The organism is Buttiauxella brennerae ATCC 51605, assembly GCF_001654925.1.
Lineage (GTDB): Bacteria > Pseudomonadota > Gammaproteobacteria > Enterobacterales > Enterobacteriaceae > Buttiauxella > Buttiauxella brennerae.
Genome location: NZ_LXER01000032.1, coordinates 207,199 through 222,483 on the forward strand (window position 1 = coordinate 207,199; position 15,285 = coordinate 222,483).

General features: G+C 51.2%; 12 protein-coding genes. 3 read left to right on the forward strand and 9 right to left on the reverse strand.

Annotated features, from left to right (window positions below):
- Window positions 1–70 precede the first annotated feature (70 nt).
- The 3 genes from xylH to xylF are packed head-to-tail and all read right to left on the reverse strand — an operon-like array spanning window position 71 to window position 3,821.
- Window positions 71–1,252, reverse strand: coding sequence for a xylose ABC transporter permease XylH (xylH, locus tag M975_RS18170; protein ID WP_064561291.1), 1,182 nt, complete (start codon window positions 1,250–1,252; stop codon window positions 71–73).
- On the reverse strand, window positions 1,230–2,771 hold the full coding sequence (locus M975_RS18175) for a xylose ABC transporter ATP-binding protein (protein ID WP_064561292.1): 1,542 nt from the start codon (window positions 2,769–2,771) through the stop codon (window positions 1,230–1,232). Before M975_RS18175 ends, xylH begins: the two co-directional genes overlap by 23 nt.
- 57 nt (window positions 2,772–2,828) lie before the next feature.
- Window positions 2,829–3,821, reverse strand: a complete 993-nt coding sequence (xylF, locus tag M975_RS18180) for a D-xylose ABC transporter substrate-binding protein (RefSeq protein WP_064561293.1) — start codon at window positions 3,819–3,821, stop codon at window positions 2,829–2,831.
- Window positions 3,822–4,197: 376 nt separating this feature from the next.
- Between xylF and xylA the strand changes: the two genes are divergently transcribed.
- Complete coding sequence (gene xylA / locus M975_RS18185) at window positions 4,198–5,520, forward strand: xylose isomerase (RefSeq protein WP_064561294.1); 1,323 nt, start codon at window positions 4,198–4,200, stop codon at window positions 5,518–5,520.
- A 97-nt stretch (window positions 5,521–5,617) separates the two neighbouring features.
- Entirely contained in the window at window positions 5,618–7,072 is a 1,455-nt protein-coding gene (xylB, locus tag M975_RS18190; RefSeq protein ID WP_064561295.1) for a xylulokinase, read from the forward strand.
- Between the two features lie 118 nt (window positions 7,073–7,190).
- Here the strand turns inward: xylB and gntU are convergent, their stop codons facing one another.
- From gntU to M975_RS18215, 5 genes are all read right to left on the reverse strand, one after another.
- Entirely contained in the window at window positions 7,191–8,531 is a 1,341-nt protein-coding gene (gene gntU, locus M975_RS18195) for a gluconate transporter (RefSeq protein ID WP_064561296.1), read from the reverse strand.
- On the reverse strand, window positions 8,528–9,061 hold the full coding sequence (gntK, locus tag M975_RS18200) for a gluconokinase (protein WP_064561297.1): 534 nt from the start codon (window positions 9,059–9,061) through the stop codon (window positions 8,528–8,530). Before gntK ends, gntU begins: the two co-directional genes overlap by 4 nt.
- 260 nt (window positions 9,062–9,321) lie before the next feature.
- Window positions 9,322–10,317: a gluconate operon transcriptional repressor GntR gene (gene gntR, locus M975_RS18205; protein ID WP_064561298.1), complete on the reverse strand. Its 996-nt coding sequence runs from the start codon at window positions 10,315–10,317 to the stop codon at window positions 9,322–9,324.
- Window positions 10,318–10,422: 105 nt separating this feature from the next.
- Window positions 10,423–11,118, reverse strand: a complete 696-nt coding sequence (locus M975_RS18210) for a pirin family protein (protein ID WP_064561299.1) — start codon at window positions 11,116–11,118, stop codon at window positions 10,423–10,425.
- Between the two features lie 124 nt (window positions 11,119–11,242).
- Complete coding sequence (locus tag M975_RS18215; RefSeq protein WP_064561300.1) at window positions 11,243–12,280, reverse strand: oxidoreductase; 1,038 nt, start codon at window positions 12,278–12,280, stop codon at window positions 11,243–11,245.
- Window positions 12,281–12,771: 491 nt separating this feature from the next.
- Between M975_RS18215 and yhhY the strand changes: the two genes are divergently transcribed.
- The gene (yhhY, locus tag M975_RS18220; RefSeq protein WP_064561301.1) at window positions 12,772–13,269 is read left to right on the forward strand and encodes an N-acetyltransferase; all 498 of its coding nucleotides are present in this window, start codon (window positions 12,772–12,774) and stop codon (window positions 13,267–13,269) included.
- A gap of 92 nt (window positions 13,270–13,361) precedes the next feature.
- On the opposite strand, the gene ggt is transcribed toward yhhY, so the two are convergent.
- A complete protein-coding gene (gene ggt / locus M975_RS18225) occupies window positions 13,362–15,128 on the reverse strand; it encodes a gamma-glutamyltransferase (RefSeq protein WP_064561302.1) in 1,767 nt (588 codons plus the stop codon).
- Window positions 15,129–15,285 lie beyond the last annotated feature (157 nt).

Here is a 15,285-nt window from a genome sequence, read left to right on the forward strand (position 1 = left end):
CATTAAACTCAATACCACAAATGCAACAATGCCGGGAAACATTGCCCCGGCATTGTGAACATTTGCACACTTACGCTTTGCGTTTTGTTGCTGAGTCCATCCATACCGCCAGCAACAAAATGGCACCTTTCACGATGTATTGCCAAAAAGTCGGCACATCCATCATACTCATTCCGTTATCCAGAGAAGCCATGATAAATGCTCCCATCACGGCTCCGGCAACGCTCCCCACTCCACCCGCAAGACTTGTTCCCCCAATCACACATGCGGCAATTGCATCGAGCTCAGCGATGTTCCCGGCAGATGGGGACCCCGCCCCCAGCCGCGAGCTGAGAATCAACCCGGCAATCGCGACCATCAGGCCGTTAATGGCAAACACTGCCAGCTTCGTGCGCTCGACATTAATGCCAGACAGCCGTGCAGCTTCGATATTGCCGCCAATGGCATAGATACGCCGCCCGAATGCAGTGCGGGTTGCCATAAACATTCCCGCCAGCAGCAACAACGTAAGGATGAGCACCGGAGTGGGCACACCGCGATAATCATTAAGCAGCCAGATGGCACCCAACACGATAACCGCAGTGATAGCCTGCCGCCCTACCATCCCCGTAGACGCGGGTGCCACCAGCCCCAGAGCCTTGCGACGAGTCCGCATCCGCCATTGCCAGGCAACAAACGCGACCAGCCCTAATGTGCCGATGCCAAAACCGATACCGTCAGGCAGATAGCTTTGGCCGATTTGCGACATCGCCGCACTGGTTGGTGACACGGTGGTGCCGTTAGTAATGCCAATCAGCACACCACGAAACGCCAGCATCCCGGCAAGTGTGACGATAAATGACGGCACTTTGCGGTACGCCACCCACCAACCGTTCCACGCCCCTAAAACGAGGCCAAGAACCAGCGTTACGGCAATCGTGAGCGGTAAAGGCCAGCCCAGCCAGACATCAAAAATGGCGGCCACTCCACCCAGCAGACCCATCATCGAGCCAACAGAAAGATCGATTTCCGCCGAGATGATGACGAACACCATGCCGACCGCCAGAATCCCGGTGATAGCCGTTTGCCTCAGCAGGTTAGAAACATTTCTGGCGCTGAGATATGCGCCGTCGGTCGTCCAGGTGAAGAACAGCATAATCACCACAATCGCCGCAATCATGACAAAAACCTGGAGATTCAGCGCTCGCAGGCTCGCTAAAGGTGATGCGGCGGGTAGAGCCAGTTTCATTTCAGACTGATTGCTTTTCGACATGCTTTTCACTCCTCAAGGCGGCTTCCATGACCTGTTCCTGGGTCAGGTTGTGGTTTACCAGGTCGGCTTTGATTCGCCCCTCATGCATCACCAGGACTCTGTCGCTCAGGCCAAGAACCTCTGGCAATTCTGATGAGATAACAATGACTGCAATCCCTTGCTGAACCAGTTGGTTAATCAGTTTGTAGATTTCATATTTAGCGCCGATATCAATGCCCCGCGTGGGTTCATCAAGAATCAGAATGCGTGGGTTAAGCAGCAGACAACGCGCAAGAATCGCTTTTTGCTGATTGCCGCCGCTCAGGCGGCCAATCGGCAGTTCTGGGGATGAGGTTTTGACTTTCAGCCGCCCGATTGATTGCAAAATACAGTTTTGTTCTGCGGCATCATCCAGGTGAGTTAACACACCTGAAAACTGGCTTAATGCGGCTAGTGTGATGTTTTGCCCCACCGCCATTACCGGCACGATGCCATCTTTTTTGCGGTCTTCGGGCACCATCGCAATACCGTGGCTAATGGCTTGCTGGCAATGGGTGATTTTTACCGGTTTGTTATCGATGAAAATACGGCCTTCAGATTTCCCCGGCCAGACACCAAACAGGCACTGAACGGCTTCGGTTCGCCCGGCGCCCACCAGCCCGGCAATGCCAAGGATTTCGCCTTTGTGCAGCGAGAATGAAATATCATTCACGCGCTTGATATGCCGGTTAACCGGGTGCCAGGCGGTGAGATGCTCAACACGCAGGATTTCGTCGCTAATGTGATGGGGTTCATTCGGGTAGAGCGCGGTGAGTTCACGCCCCACCATCATGGTAATGATGTCTTCTTCGCGCATCAGCGCGCACTCACGCGTGCCGATAGGCTTCCCGTCACGGATGACACAGACGGTGTCGGAAATGGCTTTCACTTCATTGAGCTTGTGGGAGATATAAATGCAGGCGATGCCGTGCGCCTGGAGATCGCGAATAATCCGCAGCAGTACCGCCGTTTCTTGCTCAGTTAATGACGCCGTTGGCTCGTCGAGAATCAGTAAACGAACCTGTTTATTCAGCGCTTTGGCGATTTCCACCAGTTGCTGCTGCCCAAGTCCCAACGAACCCACGCGGGTATCCGGGGAAATATTCAGGCTCACCTGCGCCAGCAATTTCTGGCAGCGCAGCGTCATGCTGTCGTAATCCAGCACGCCATATTGTGAAAGCTCAGCACCGAGGAAAATATTCTCAAGCACGGTCAGATGCTTCACCAGCGCTAACTCCTGGTGAATAATCGCAATGCCTTTACGTTCGGTATCGCGGATATGGCTGGCCTGGAGTTTTTCGCCAGCAAACCATATTTCCCCTTCGTAACTACCAAAAGGGTAAATACCGCACAGCACTTTCATCAGCGTAGATTTGCCGGAACCATTTTCGCCGCACAGCGACATCACTTCACCGGCATCCACCGCCAGGCTGACGTTATCTACGGCTTTCACAATGCCGAAAGCCTTGGTGATATTTTTCATTTCCAGTAAACAAGGCATAGCCCCTCCTTACCTGCTTTAAAGGTATCGCCCGCGCAAAAACACGGGCGCAGTGGGTTATAGCTCGTTCTTTTTGTGGAAACCGTCAGCCACAACGGTGCTGTCGATATTCGCTTTATCGACCTCGATTGGCGTCAGCAGCCGTGAAGGGACATCTTTCATGCCATTATTCAATACAGCATCAGATGCAGGTTGTTTGCCTTCTCCTAATTCCACGGCAATTTCAGCGGCGGTATTTGCCAGTTTGGTGATGGGCTTATAGACCGTCATGGTTTGCGTACCGGCAATAATGCGCTTCACCCCGGCAAGATCAGCATCCTGCCCGGAAATCGCCACTTTGCCAGCCAGACCCTGCGCACTTAACGCCTGAATTGCACCACCCGCAGTGGCATCATTTGATGCCACCACAGCATCAATTTTGTTGTTATTGGCAGTGAGGGCATTTTCCATAATTTTCAATGCATTCTCAGGCAGCCAACCATCAGCCCATTGATCGCCGACGACTTTTATTTTTCCGCTATCAATATAAGGTTTTAATACTTTCATCTGCCCGGCGCGGAACAGTTTGGCATTATTATCAACAGGCGAGCCACCCATTAAGAAATAATTACCAGAAGGCACTTTATTAACAATGCTTTGCGCTTGTAATTCGCCGACTTTTTCATTATCGAAAGAGATATAATAATCAATATCGGCATTATTAATCATGCGATCATAAGCTAATACTTTTATCCCTTCTCTTTTTGCTTCGGCAATCACATTACTTAATACCTGGCCGTTGTAAGGGATAATGACCAACACATCTACGCCACGGTTAATCATGTTTTCGATTTGTGACATCTGCGTTTCTTCATTGCCATTAGCAGATTGTACAAAGACTTTCGCCCCTAACGATTCTGCTTTTTTAACAAAGATATCGCGATCTTTCTGCCAGCGCTCAAGGCGTAAGTCATCGATTGCCATACCGATTTTAACTTCTTTAGCGATACCGCTGATGCTGGTAAGGACGAGTGAGGCACACAACGTTAGTAAAAGGTTCTTAATCTTCATTTTGTTATACCTGTAGGGTGAAATAAATCGGATTAAAAATTATTAACATCTGTCGACCGGGGGAATTGTTGTCTGTGAATGGCAATCCAGCAATTACAGATTTTTATCTTCTCATTACGTTTTTTTGTTTAATTGTTAATTTATGATGGCGATCGTACTTTAATTTAGAAATCCATTTCATTGCGATATTTACTGGAATAACGCTCGAGTTGTTTTTTGGTTTATTTTCATCATTTTTTGCGAGGTGGCGCACGTTTGAGCATTCTCTTAATCGCAGTGTGAAATAACGTAATTGAGCAACGGCGGAGGAAAATACAGGATAGTTACAGAATCGCTTACTTGCCGCCCCCTCTTGATTATGATTACGGAGTCAATTATGCAAGCCTATTTCGACCAACTCGAACGTGTACGTTTTGAAGGCACTAAATCCACTAACCCTCTGGCCTTCCGCCACTATAACCCGGACGAAATTGTTCTGGGTAAACGCATGGAAGAGCACCTGCGTTTTGCCGCCTGTTACTGGCATAACTTCTGCTGGAACGGTGCCGATATGTTTGGTGCCGGTTCCTTTGAGCGTCCGTGGCATCAAGCAGGCGATGCATTAGGCCTGGCAAAACTGAAAGCGGATGTGGCGTTTGAATTCTTCCACAAACTGAATGTGCCGTATTACTGCTTCCATGATGTGGACGTATCGCCAGAAGGCGCGTCACTGAAAGAGTACTTGAATAACTTCGCACAAATGACCGACGTGCTGGCGCAAAAGCAGCAAGAAAGCGGTGTGAAATTGCTGTGGGGTACCGCTAACTGCTTCACCAATCCGCGTTTTGGTGCGGGTGCGGCAACCAACCCGGATCCAGAAGTGTTTTCCTGGGCCGCCACGCAAGTGGTGACCGCGATGAACGCCACTCACAAACTGGGCGGTGAAAACTATGTGCTTTGGGGTGGCCGTGAAGGCTACGAATCCCTACTCAATACCGACCTGCGCCAGGAACGCGAGCAAATTGGCCGCTTCCTGCAAATGGTGGTTGAGCACAAACACAAAATTGGTTTCCGTGGCACGCTGCTTATTGAGCCAAAACCACAAGAGCCGACTAAGCACCAGTACGATTACGACGTCGCGACGGTTTATGGTTTCCTGAAGCAGTTTGGTCTGGAAAAAGAGATCAAAGTAAATATTGAAGCCAACCATGCAACGCTTGCGGGCCACTCTTTCCACCATGAAATCGCCAGCGCCATTGCACTGGGGATCTTCGGCTCGGTTGATGCCAACCGTGGCGACCCGCAACTGGGTTGGGACACTGACCAGTTCCCGAACAGCGTGGAAGAAAACTCGCTGGTGATGTATGAGATCTTAAAAGCAGGTGGTTTCACCACGGGTGGCCTGAACTTTGACGCCAAAGTACGCCGCCAAAGCACCGATAAATACGATCTGTTCTATGGTCATATTGGAGCCATGGATGTGATGGCACTGTCGCTGAAAATTGCGGCTCGTATGATTGAAGACGGTGAACTGGATAAGCGCGTTGCGAAGCGTTATGCCGGTTGGAATGGTGAGCTGGGCCAACAAATCCTGAAAGGGCAAATGTCGCTTGCGCAGATTGCGCAGTACGCTGAACAGCATAACCTGGCGCCGCAGCATCAGAGTGGGCATCAGGAGCTGTTGGAAAACCTGGTGAATCATTACCTGTTTGATAGATAAGTTTAAGCCGTAGTTGCAATGGTGGATGACGCTAACGCTTATCCACCCTACGAATTCCCGCGCCACGTTTTACGTGGCGCGTTTGTAAGGAGTCGATATGTATATCGGAATCGATCTCGGCACCTCGGGTGTGAAAGCAATTTTGCTGGACGAGCAAGGCGAGGTGGTGGCATCACGCACTGAAACACTGACTGTTTCACGCCCCCACCCGTTGTGGTCTGAGCAAGATCCAGAGCACTGGTGGCAAGCGACAGACAGAGCAATGAAAGCACTTGGCGAGCAGCATTCTCTTCAGGGCGTAAAAGCGCTGGGGATTGCCGGGCAAATGCATGGCGCAACCCTGCTTGATAAGCAGCAGAACGTTTTACGCCCGGCGATTTTGTGGAACGATGGCCGCTGCGGTGAAGAATGTGCGCTGCTGGAAGCCGCCGTGCCTGAATCTCGCGAGATTACCGGCAACCTGATGATGCCAGGTTTTACTGCGCCGAAGCTGCTATGGGTTCAACGCCATGAGCCTGAGGTTTTCGCGCAAATAGATAAAGTCCTGTTACCGAAAGATTACCTGCGTTTGCGCATGACCGGTGTGTTCGCCAGCGATATGTCCGATGCGGCAGGCACCATGTGGCTGGATGTCGCCAAACGCGACTGGAGCGACAAAATGCTCGACGCCTGCCAGTTGAGCCGCCGGCAAATGCCTGAGTTATTCGAAGGCAGTGAAATCACCGGCAGGCTGAAAGCAGACGTGGCACAGGCATGGAATATGCCCGCTGTGCCTGTGGTCGCGGGTGGTGGTGACAACGCCGCAGGTGCCGTTGGCGTGGGTATGCTGGACGTAGGTCAGGCGATGTTGTCGCTGGGTACATCTGGCGTTTACTTCGCCGTTAGCGATGGTTTTCGCAGTAAGCCGGAAAGCGCCGTACACAGTTTCTGCCACGCGCTGCCAAACCGCTGGCACTTGATGTCCGTGATGCTGAGCGCCGCATCCTGCCTGGACTGGGCTGCAAAACTCACCGGGTTAGATACCGTTCCGGCATTACTGGCAGCTGCTGAAAAAGCGAATGAGGAAGCGGGCGATGTGTGGTTCCTGCCGTATCTTTCCGGCGAGCGTACTCCGCATAACAATCCTCAGGCAAAAGGAGTTTTCTTTGGTCTGACACATCAACATGGCCCGGCAGAGTTGGCTCGTGCAGTGCTTGAGGGTGTCGGTTATGCGCTGGCTGAAGGTATGGACGTGGTGCATTCCTGTGGGGTAACGCCGCAAAGCGTGACGCTAATCGGTGGCGGTGCGCGTAGCCCGTACTGGCGGCAAATGCTGGCAGATATTAGTGGGCAAACGCTGGATTACCGTACCGGAGGTGATGTTGGCCCGGCGCTGGGTGCGGCCCGTCTGGCTCAAATTGCCATGTCACCAGATAAACCTTTGCAATCCATGCTTGCGCAGTTACCGCTTGAGCAGCAACACAAGCCAGATATGGCACGCCATGAGCGTTACAAAGAGCGTCGAACGGTGTTTAGCCAGATTTATCAGCAGCTGTTGCCGTTGATGTCATAAAGATATTTTGCTGGGTGGTGATGTGCCCGCCCAGTAAATGTCGGATGTCGCTGCGCTAATCCGACCTACGGAAAACTGTTGTAGGGTGAAATAGTGTAGCGACATCCAACTCCAATTATTAAGACAGCAGCGAGAACGCAACCATCCCAACAACCGCACCCGTGGTACCAAGGATGGTTTCCATCATGGTCCAGGTTTTGAGAGTCTGCCCTTCCGTTGCACCGGTAAACTTACCAAACAACCAGAAACCGGCGTCGTTGACGTGGCTCACTACAATCGAACCGCCTGCGATACAAATCGACAACGCTGCCATTTGTGCGCCGCTATAGTTCAGCTGTTCGATAACCGGCATCACCAGGCCAACAGCAGTCAGGCAAGCAACCGTCGCGGAACCCTGAATAATGCGCACCGCAGCGGCCAGCACAAAACAAGTTACTGCAATCGGCAAACCTAAACCGGTCAGCGCTTCGCCCAGTGCAGGGCCAACGCCAGAATCCACCAGCACTTGTTTAAACACGCCGCCCGCACCGATCACCAGCAAGATAATGCCCGCTGGTTGCAACGCGTGGCCGCAGATTTCCATGACCTTTTCTTTCGCCATTCCCTGACGGTACGCCAGGCCATAAATAGCCACCAGACACGCCACCAGAATCGCGGTGAATGGGTGACCAACAAACTCGAGCCATTCGTATAGCGTGGAACCCTGTTCGACGAAACGCGCAGCGATGGTTTTCATGCCAACCAACACCAGCGGCAGCAGAATAAGCGACAAGCTGAAACCGAACGATGGCAGTTTGCCTTCGCCCAGATGCGGTTCGGTAATGTCATCAGGAATGTGTAGCTCAACGTATTTACTGATGAAATTACCAAACAACGGTCCCGCAATAATCATGCTCGGAATGGCAGCGCACAGGCCCAGCAGAATCATCCAGCCAAAGTCGGCGTGCATCTGGGAGGCGAGCAGCATTGGCGCAGGCCCTGGCAGCAGAAATGCAGCAGCAGCGGCAACGCCAGCAAACAGAGGAATAACCAATTTAACCAGGTTTGTTCCGGTGTGGCGGGCCATAGAAAACGCCACGCTAATCAGCAGGACGATGGCAACTTCAAAGAACAGCGGCAGTGCGCAAATCAAACCCGCGAGGCCAATTGCGTAATGTGCACGGCTCTTGCCGAAAGCCTTAAGCATTTTGACCGCGATTTGGTCTACGGCCCCCGTCTCATGAAGGATCTTGCCAAACATCGCGCCAAGCGCGACGACGATAGCCAGAAAGCCGAGTGTGCCACCCATGCCTTTTTCCATAGTTGTCGCGATTTTATCGAGCGGCATCCCGGAAAATATCCCTGCACCAATTGAAACCACCATCAGTGCAACGAAGGCGTGCATACGCGCCTTCATCACTAAAAACAGCAGCAGCAAAACAGAGCCAACCGCTGTTAAAACCAGAGTTAAAGTGCTCACTGCGCAGTGCCTTTATTAATCATATCAATAGTGCTGGCCACCACGCCTTCCAGCGTTTGGTCAATATCCACCACCAGAACATCAGGTTCGTCAGCTTTTGGTTCTTCCAGTGTTTCAAACTGAGTGACCAACATCTGAGTTTTGAAGAAGTGCCCTTTACGCGCTTTCAGACGGTTTTCAATCACCTCGAAATCACCTTTCATATAGATGAAAGAGAGGTTTGGGTTACCGTCGCGTAATTGGTCGCGATAAACTTTTTTCAGTGCGGAGCAAACAATCAGGGAGACTTTATTGGTGCGTTGCATGGCGAAAGCCGCGTCGTTTAACGCTTGCAGCCATGGTTTGCGGTCTTCATCGTTGAGCGGCTCACCGGATGCCATTTTCATGATATTGCAGCGTGGGTGCAGGAAGTCACCGTCAAGGAACGCGGCTTTGAGTTGATGTGCTACTTCACTTGCAACAGCAGATTTACCGCTGCCAGAAACGCCCATCAGGACGTAGATATGGTGGTCATGGTTAGTAGTGCTCATAGCGTAGCTCCGACTGTTATACCCTTCATACTTCAAGCTGCATCCTTGTTGGCTGCGTTCACTCGTCCGAATCACTTAGTTTACTAAGCTCATCGGAACTCCTTCTCTTGCCGCCGCGATGCAACTCGAATTATTTTGGGAATATTAAAACTGTTACGGGTAACTGTTATCGGTAACATTGTCTAAGCTGACTGTGCAATAAGCAATAACCATTAGCTTGCAAAGTGTATAACTGTGAACTAAATCATGTTTTGAGACGGTTAGATTGAGCCACCTGGAGATAAAGTGAAACCCAGGTCGAGCATTTGCGGCGTCACCGTTTCGCCACGAATCCTCGCCAGCAAGCGCTCGGCGCCAATACGACCCATGCGTTCACGCGGCGTTAGTACGCTGGCAAGACGCGGTTCCATCACCTGCCCAATATCGTGGCCGTGGAAACCGGCAATCGCCATATCTTTTGGAATACTTAAACCCTGGCGCTGGCATTCAAACGCCGCACCAATGGCTAAGTCATCGTTAGTACAGAAGATGCTATCGAGCTGCGGATATTCACGGCGCGCCTGACGGAACAGTTCGATGCCCGTGGAATAGGAAGAGGAGTTTTCGACCATTACACTATATGGCACAAGCCCGGCATCGTTCATCGCCTGCTCGTAGCCTTTTTTCTTAATCACAGTACGTTCATCAAGACGTGCACCGAGATACGCTACATGGCGGTGGCCACGCGCAATAATGGCGGCAGTCATCTGGCGTGCTGCTTCGAAGTTATCAAACCCGACGGCAATGTCGAGACACGGCGAAATGCTGTCCATCAATTCCACAACCGGAATGCCTGCCACTTCGATCATTTTCAAAGTGCGCGGAGTATGGCTACGTTCGGTAAGGATAAGACCGTCGATATTCCAGGAAAGCATTGATTCCAGGCGCTCTTCTTCCAGTTCCGGCTTGTAGCCGTAGTGGGCGAGCATCGTCTGGTAGCCGTAAGCATCGACAACGTTTTCAATACCACGAAGCACTTCAGCGAAAACCTGGTTGGTAAGCGAAGGCAACAACACACCGATTGCGCGGCTGGTCGAATTGGAAAGAATATCTGGAGCGCGGTTAGGAATGTAGCCAAGTTCATCAAGGGCTGCGGCAATTTTTACCTGTAACGCAGCGGAAACCTGGTCAGGGTTACGCAAAAAGCGACTGACCGTCATTTTGGTGATTCCAACGCGGTCTGCAACGTCCTGTAATACCGGTCTTTTCTTTTTCATTGTCCTGCTGTGCGGGTTAACTATCGACAACGAAGTTTAGCACGGACAAAGCACAACCTTCCCCTGTTTCCGAGGAAGGTTGTGACCGGTAACTAACGGTATTTATTACACTGGTGGCAAATCGAACAACAGAATCTCACTCGCTTCGTTAGCATGAATCGAAATCGCTTGTTCGTCCCACACGGCGATAGCATCGCTGGTTTTGGCCTGAGTGCCATTAATCGACACATCACCTTTCACGACCTGAACCCAAATGCGGCGATCAGCCGGAATCTGATAAACAGATTGTTCGTCTTTCGCCAGTGCCCAACGCGACAGTTCCATATCCTGATTCACCAGCAAGGAACCGTCACGTGCATCCGGTGAAAGCACCAGTTGGCGGCCTTGTGGTGCATCGAAGCGGCGTTGATCGTAACGCGGCGTGATGCCGGTTTTATCTGGAATGATCCAGATTTGGTACAAACGCAGGCGCTCAGTTTTGCTTGGGTTGTATTCGGAGTGAGTAATCCCGGTGCCGGCGCTCATAATCTGGAATTCGCCCGCAGGAACCTTCTCTTCGTTCCCCATACTGTCCCGGTGAGCAACCGCGCCTTCCAGCACATAGGTCAGGATTTCCATGTCTTTGTGTGGATGCGTACCAAAACCTTCACCGGCTTCAACTACGTCTTCGTTAATGACACGTAATGCCGAGAAGCCCATGAAATTGGCATCGTAATAATTGGCGAAAGAGAATGTGTGCCAGCTATCCAACCAACCATGATTCGCATGACCACGTTCTTCAGCTTTTCTTAAAAAGATCATCTTCATTTCTCCGCAATTCGTTTGATGGGCTAAGTGTGGACCCGAATCGGAAATGATCATAGAGGGTGAAAATTGACGCCTCTGTTCAAAAAAAGTGAACGAGTCAGAGGCGTAAAATTTCTGGTTAAGCGAGGGTCACAGTAGAAGGTGAAGCTTGCTCGAAACCACGTTCGAGGATCTCAAGGTTGGTTAATGCTTCAACTTCTCTGACGTAATTTGGCTTGCCGTTAACAATGGTTTCGTACAGCGCGTCGTATACACGCCCGTAGTCTCCCGCTTCCGGTTTCAGCTCTTCGCGCACGGTTTCGCCCACGTCGTTGACATACTCAAGCACGCCTACGCTGCTGTCTGCCGCAAAGCCCGGTTCGCCCGGCATGATGTACGCTTTAAGGCTGGTTTCTTGCTGGTCGATACCGTACTTAATGAACGAGCCTTTGGTGCCGTGAACCAGGAATTTAGGGTAATCGATTTTGACTAAATGGCTGGTTTTGACGATGGCTTTCATATCGCCATAGAAAAGCTGCGCTTCAAAGGTATCGTCCGGGTTGGCTTTGTTACGCACGCTACGAATATCGTAGGCAACGTGATCGGGGCGGCCAAACAGCGAGATGATTTGGTCCATGGTATGCACACCGAGGCCATAGAACGCGCCATCAGCCGGCAGGCCAGGTTTAGTTTCCGCAGCCGGGCGATACATATCAAAGTGGCTTTCTATTTCAACGATATCGCCAAGTTTGCCGCTGTCGATGGCTTTTTTCATCGTCAGGAAACAGGAGTCAAAACGGCGATTCTGGTAAGGCGTAACGGTCAGCCCTTTCGCTTTCGCCAGTTCAAACAGCTCTTTGGCTTCAGCCAGTGTTGGGGTAAACGGCTTTTCCACCAGCACATTTTTACCCGCTTCCAGTGCGCGTTTCGCGTAATCAAAGTGGCTATCCGCGTGAGTGCAAACCACCACCAGCTTGACCTGTGGGTCGTTCAGCACTTCGTCCAGATCGCTGGTGAAATGAATGTGGCTGTATTCCGGCTGCTGCTCGATGTCCGGCTTTTCATGGCGACGAAAAATATGGGCAACGTGGAATTTATCTTTGCGAACCAGTACGTAAGGGAGGTGGTAACGCGTGGTGCTTTTGCCAAAACCTATAAAAGCGCAGTGTAGGGTCATTGCTTCGTCCTTTTTGACTTTGAATTGCAATTACCATACTTGAGACGCAGGCGGATGTCGCGGCGCTAAGCCGTCCTACGAAAACAATGTTTTTATAATAAAGATCGAGGGTTTTGCCCAAATTAGTTGGTGATGTTCATAGATCAGCCGTCGGCGGCGCAGCCAGTTTGTTCGCGGCCTGCGCGCAGAAACCGGAGCGTACTTAAAGTACGTGAGGATTTCGAGCACAGCACGAGGACAAAATGGCAAGTAAGCCAGGCTGAAAAAAGGATAAAAAAAAGCCAGCAGAGCTGGCTAAAGTAATACTGGAAGCAATGTGAGCAATGTCGTGCTTTCAGGGTGTCTCCGTAGGGGTCTCCCCTGAACGCATGACAATAATAATCATTATCATTCGCACTTGTCTACTTTTTTTTCACAAAAGATGGCAGTTGACGAAAATAAAAAAATCAATGATGTTGAAGGGGTTATCTAACTATTTGAGGAGAAAAGGAATGAGCGAAATCGTGATACGCCATGCTGAATTAAGAGATCTTGATGCTTTACGTCAGATTAACGCCCAGCCAGAGGTTTATCACAACACGCTACAAATTCCTCATCCTTCGCTAGAAATGTGGGAAGAACGAATGAAGCATCCACCTTCTGGACGCAAAAGCCTGGTGGCTTGCATCGACGATGTGGTTATGGGCCATTTAGTTCTGTCTGTTGAACCCAACCCGCGCCGCAGCCACGTTGCGACTTTCGGGATGAGTGTTTGTATGAAACATCGCAATCTTGGTGTCGCCAGCGCGCTGATGGCAGCCATGACCGACCTGTGTGATAACTGGCTGCGCATCGAACGCATTGAGTTGACAGTGTTTGTAGATAACGCGCCTGCATTGGCGGTCTACCTGAAATTCGGTTTCGAGGTTGAAGGTACCGGTAAGAATTACGCGCTGCGAAATGGTCAGTATGTGGATGCGTATTTTATGGCGCGGATTAAGCCGGAGTAAATCGCCCTCACCCCGGCCCTCTCCCTGAGGGAGAGGGAGAAAACCAAGCAGTCCCCTCTCCCCCAGGGAGAGGGTTAGGGTGAGGGGGAAAATTAATAACCTGCCGTCAAATCATCCACTGAACGCGGGTCAGATGCACCGTACAACGTGCCATCTGGCGCGACCATAATGCTTTGCGTACTGCCCATCACCTCTTTCACCTTCACGTTCTGCCCCTTATCCTTCAGCAGTTTTAACGTGTCCGGGCTAAAGCCTTTTTCAACGCGCAACTCGTCTGGCAACCACTGATGATGGAAGCGCGGCGCATTGGTTGCTTCAGCGACGTTCATCCCATAATCAATAGTATTCATCACCATTTGCAGCACAGTTGTGATAATTCGGCTGCCGCCAGGGCTACCGGTGACCAGCCAGGTTTTGCCGTCTTTCACCACAATAGTTGGCGACATCGACGACAGCGGGCGTTTATGCGGCCCAACGGCGTTAGCATCGCCACCGACCAGTCCGTAGACGTTAGGAACACCCGGTTTAGCTGAGAAGTCATCCATTTGGTTGTTCATCAAAATGCCGGTGTTGCCTGCCACAATGCCGGTGCCGAACACAGTGTTAAGCGTGTAAGTCACCGCCACGGCGTTGCCATCTTTATCCACCACCGAGAAATGCGTGGTCTGGTTACTTTCATATGGCGCGAGTTTGCCAGGCTTAATTTCACTCGACGGGCGGGCCTTGTTGATGTCTATCTGCTCCGCCAGCGATTTGGCGTAGGCTTTGTTGGTCAGCGCCTGCCACGGCACTTTCACAAAATCCGGGTCGCCGAGGTATTCCGAGCGATCGGCATAAGCATACTTTTCCGCTTCTGCGGTGAGTTGCATCGCATCGGCACTGCCGAAACCGTATTTGCCGAGATCGAAGTTTTCCAGAATATTAAGGATTTCCACGATGTGAATACCGCCAGACGATGGCGGCGGCATGGAGAAAATCTGGTAGCCACGGTAGTCACCGCTGATTGGCGCACGCTCGACAGCCTTGTAATTCGCCAGATCGGCCTTGCTAATTAACCCCCCATTTTTTGCCATTTCATCAGCAATCTGGTCGGCAATGGCCCCTTTATAGAAGGCATCAGGGCCATTTTCGGCAATCATCTCCAGGCTTTTGGCGAGGTTCGTCTGCACCAGTTTGTCGCCCTTTTGCAGCGGTTCGCCATCCGCTTTCCAGAAAATAGCTTTGCTGTTTAGGTGATTCGGGATCACTTCCGCGCCATAGACTTTCAGGTCTTCAGCTAATGCGTCGTTCACCGTGAAGCCGTCCTGCGCCAGTTTGATTGCAGGCTGGATAACTTTGTTGAGCGGCAAAGTACCGTATTTTTCCAGCGCCATGGAGAAGCCAGCCACGGTGCCTGGTGTGCCAGAAGCCAGATGAGAAGTGAGGGATTTTTTGCTGTCAGCATTGCCCTGCGCATCAAGGAACATATCGCGTGAGGCTTTTTCTGGCGCCATTTCACGGAAATCAATGGCGGTGGTTTTACCGTCTTTGGTACGCAGCATCATAAAGCCACCGCCGCCGATATTACCCGCCTGTGGATGGGTGACCGCCAGCGCAAAACCAACGGCAACGGCGGCATCTACTGCGTTGCCACCTTGTTTAAGGATATCGACACCCACTTGTGTCGCGAGCGAATCTTGCGAGGCCACCATGCCATTTTCAGCACGTACCGGGTGAAATATATCCGCTTCCACACCGTAGGAAACAGGTGCTGCAACCGGAGGAGGAGCAGCACTAACAGAGAGGCACAGCCCTATCATCAGCGCGGGAACGGTCATCCAGCGCAGAATTTCTAAACGAATATTTTTCCACTGCTTCATCGTTGTTTTCTCCATGTATTTATAAAACCCTATGGATTTCATGGTGCAAGAAGGCGGTAAGCGAACGCATCTGCAACGTGAAAGACGACGGGTTCTAGAGTCAATAGCCCATAAAGCCTGGTCTAAAACTCCTAAATAATCTTCGTAACTATGGAAA

Excerpts from the sequence above, each read along its gene's own strand:
- xylH (WP_064561291.1), bottom strand. The coding sequence starts at position 1,252 with ATGTCGAAAAGCAATCAGTCTGAAATGAAACTGGCTCTACCCGCCGCA.
- M975_RS18175 (WP_064561292.1), bottom strand. The coding sequence starts at position 2,771 with ATGCCTTGTTTACTGGAAATGAAAAATATCACCAAGGCTTTCGGCATT.
- xylF (WP_064561293.1), bottom strand. The coding sequence starts at position 3,821 with ATGAAGATTAAGAACCTTTTACTAACGTTGTGTGCCTCACTCGTCCTT.
- xylA (WP_064561294.1), top strand. The coding sequence starts at position 4,198 with ATGCAAGCCTATTTCGACCAACTCGAACGTGTACGTTTTGAAGGCACT.
- xylB (WP_064561295.1), top strand. The coding sequence starts at position 5,618 with ATGTATATCGGAATCGATCTCGGCACCTCGGGTGTGAAAGCAATTTTG.
- gntK (WP_064561297.1), bottom strand. The coding sequence starts at position 9,061 with ATGAGCACTACTAACCATGACCACCATATCTACGTCCTGATGGGCGTT.
- gntR (WP_064561298.1), bottom strand. The coding sequence starts at position 10,317 with ATGAAAAAGAAAAGACCGGTATTACAGGACGTTGCAGACCGCGTTGGA.
- M975_RS18210 (WP_064561299.1), bottom strand. The coding sequence starts at position 11,118 with ATGATCTTTTTAAGAAAAGCTGAAGAACGTGGTCATGCGAATCATGGT.
- M975_RS18215 (WP_064561300.1), bottom strand. The coding sequence starts at position 12,280 with ATGACCCTACACTGCGCTTTTATAGGTTTTGGCAAAAGCACCACGCGT.
- yhhY (WP_064561301.1), top strand. The coding sequence starts at position 12,772 with ATGAGCGAAATCGTGATACGCCATGCTGAATTAAGAGATCTTGATGCT.
- ggt (WP_064561302.1), bottom strand. The coding sequence starts at position 15,128 with ATGAAGCAGTGGAAAAATATTCGTTTAGAAATTCTGCGCTGGATGACC.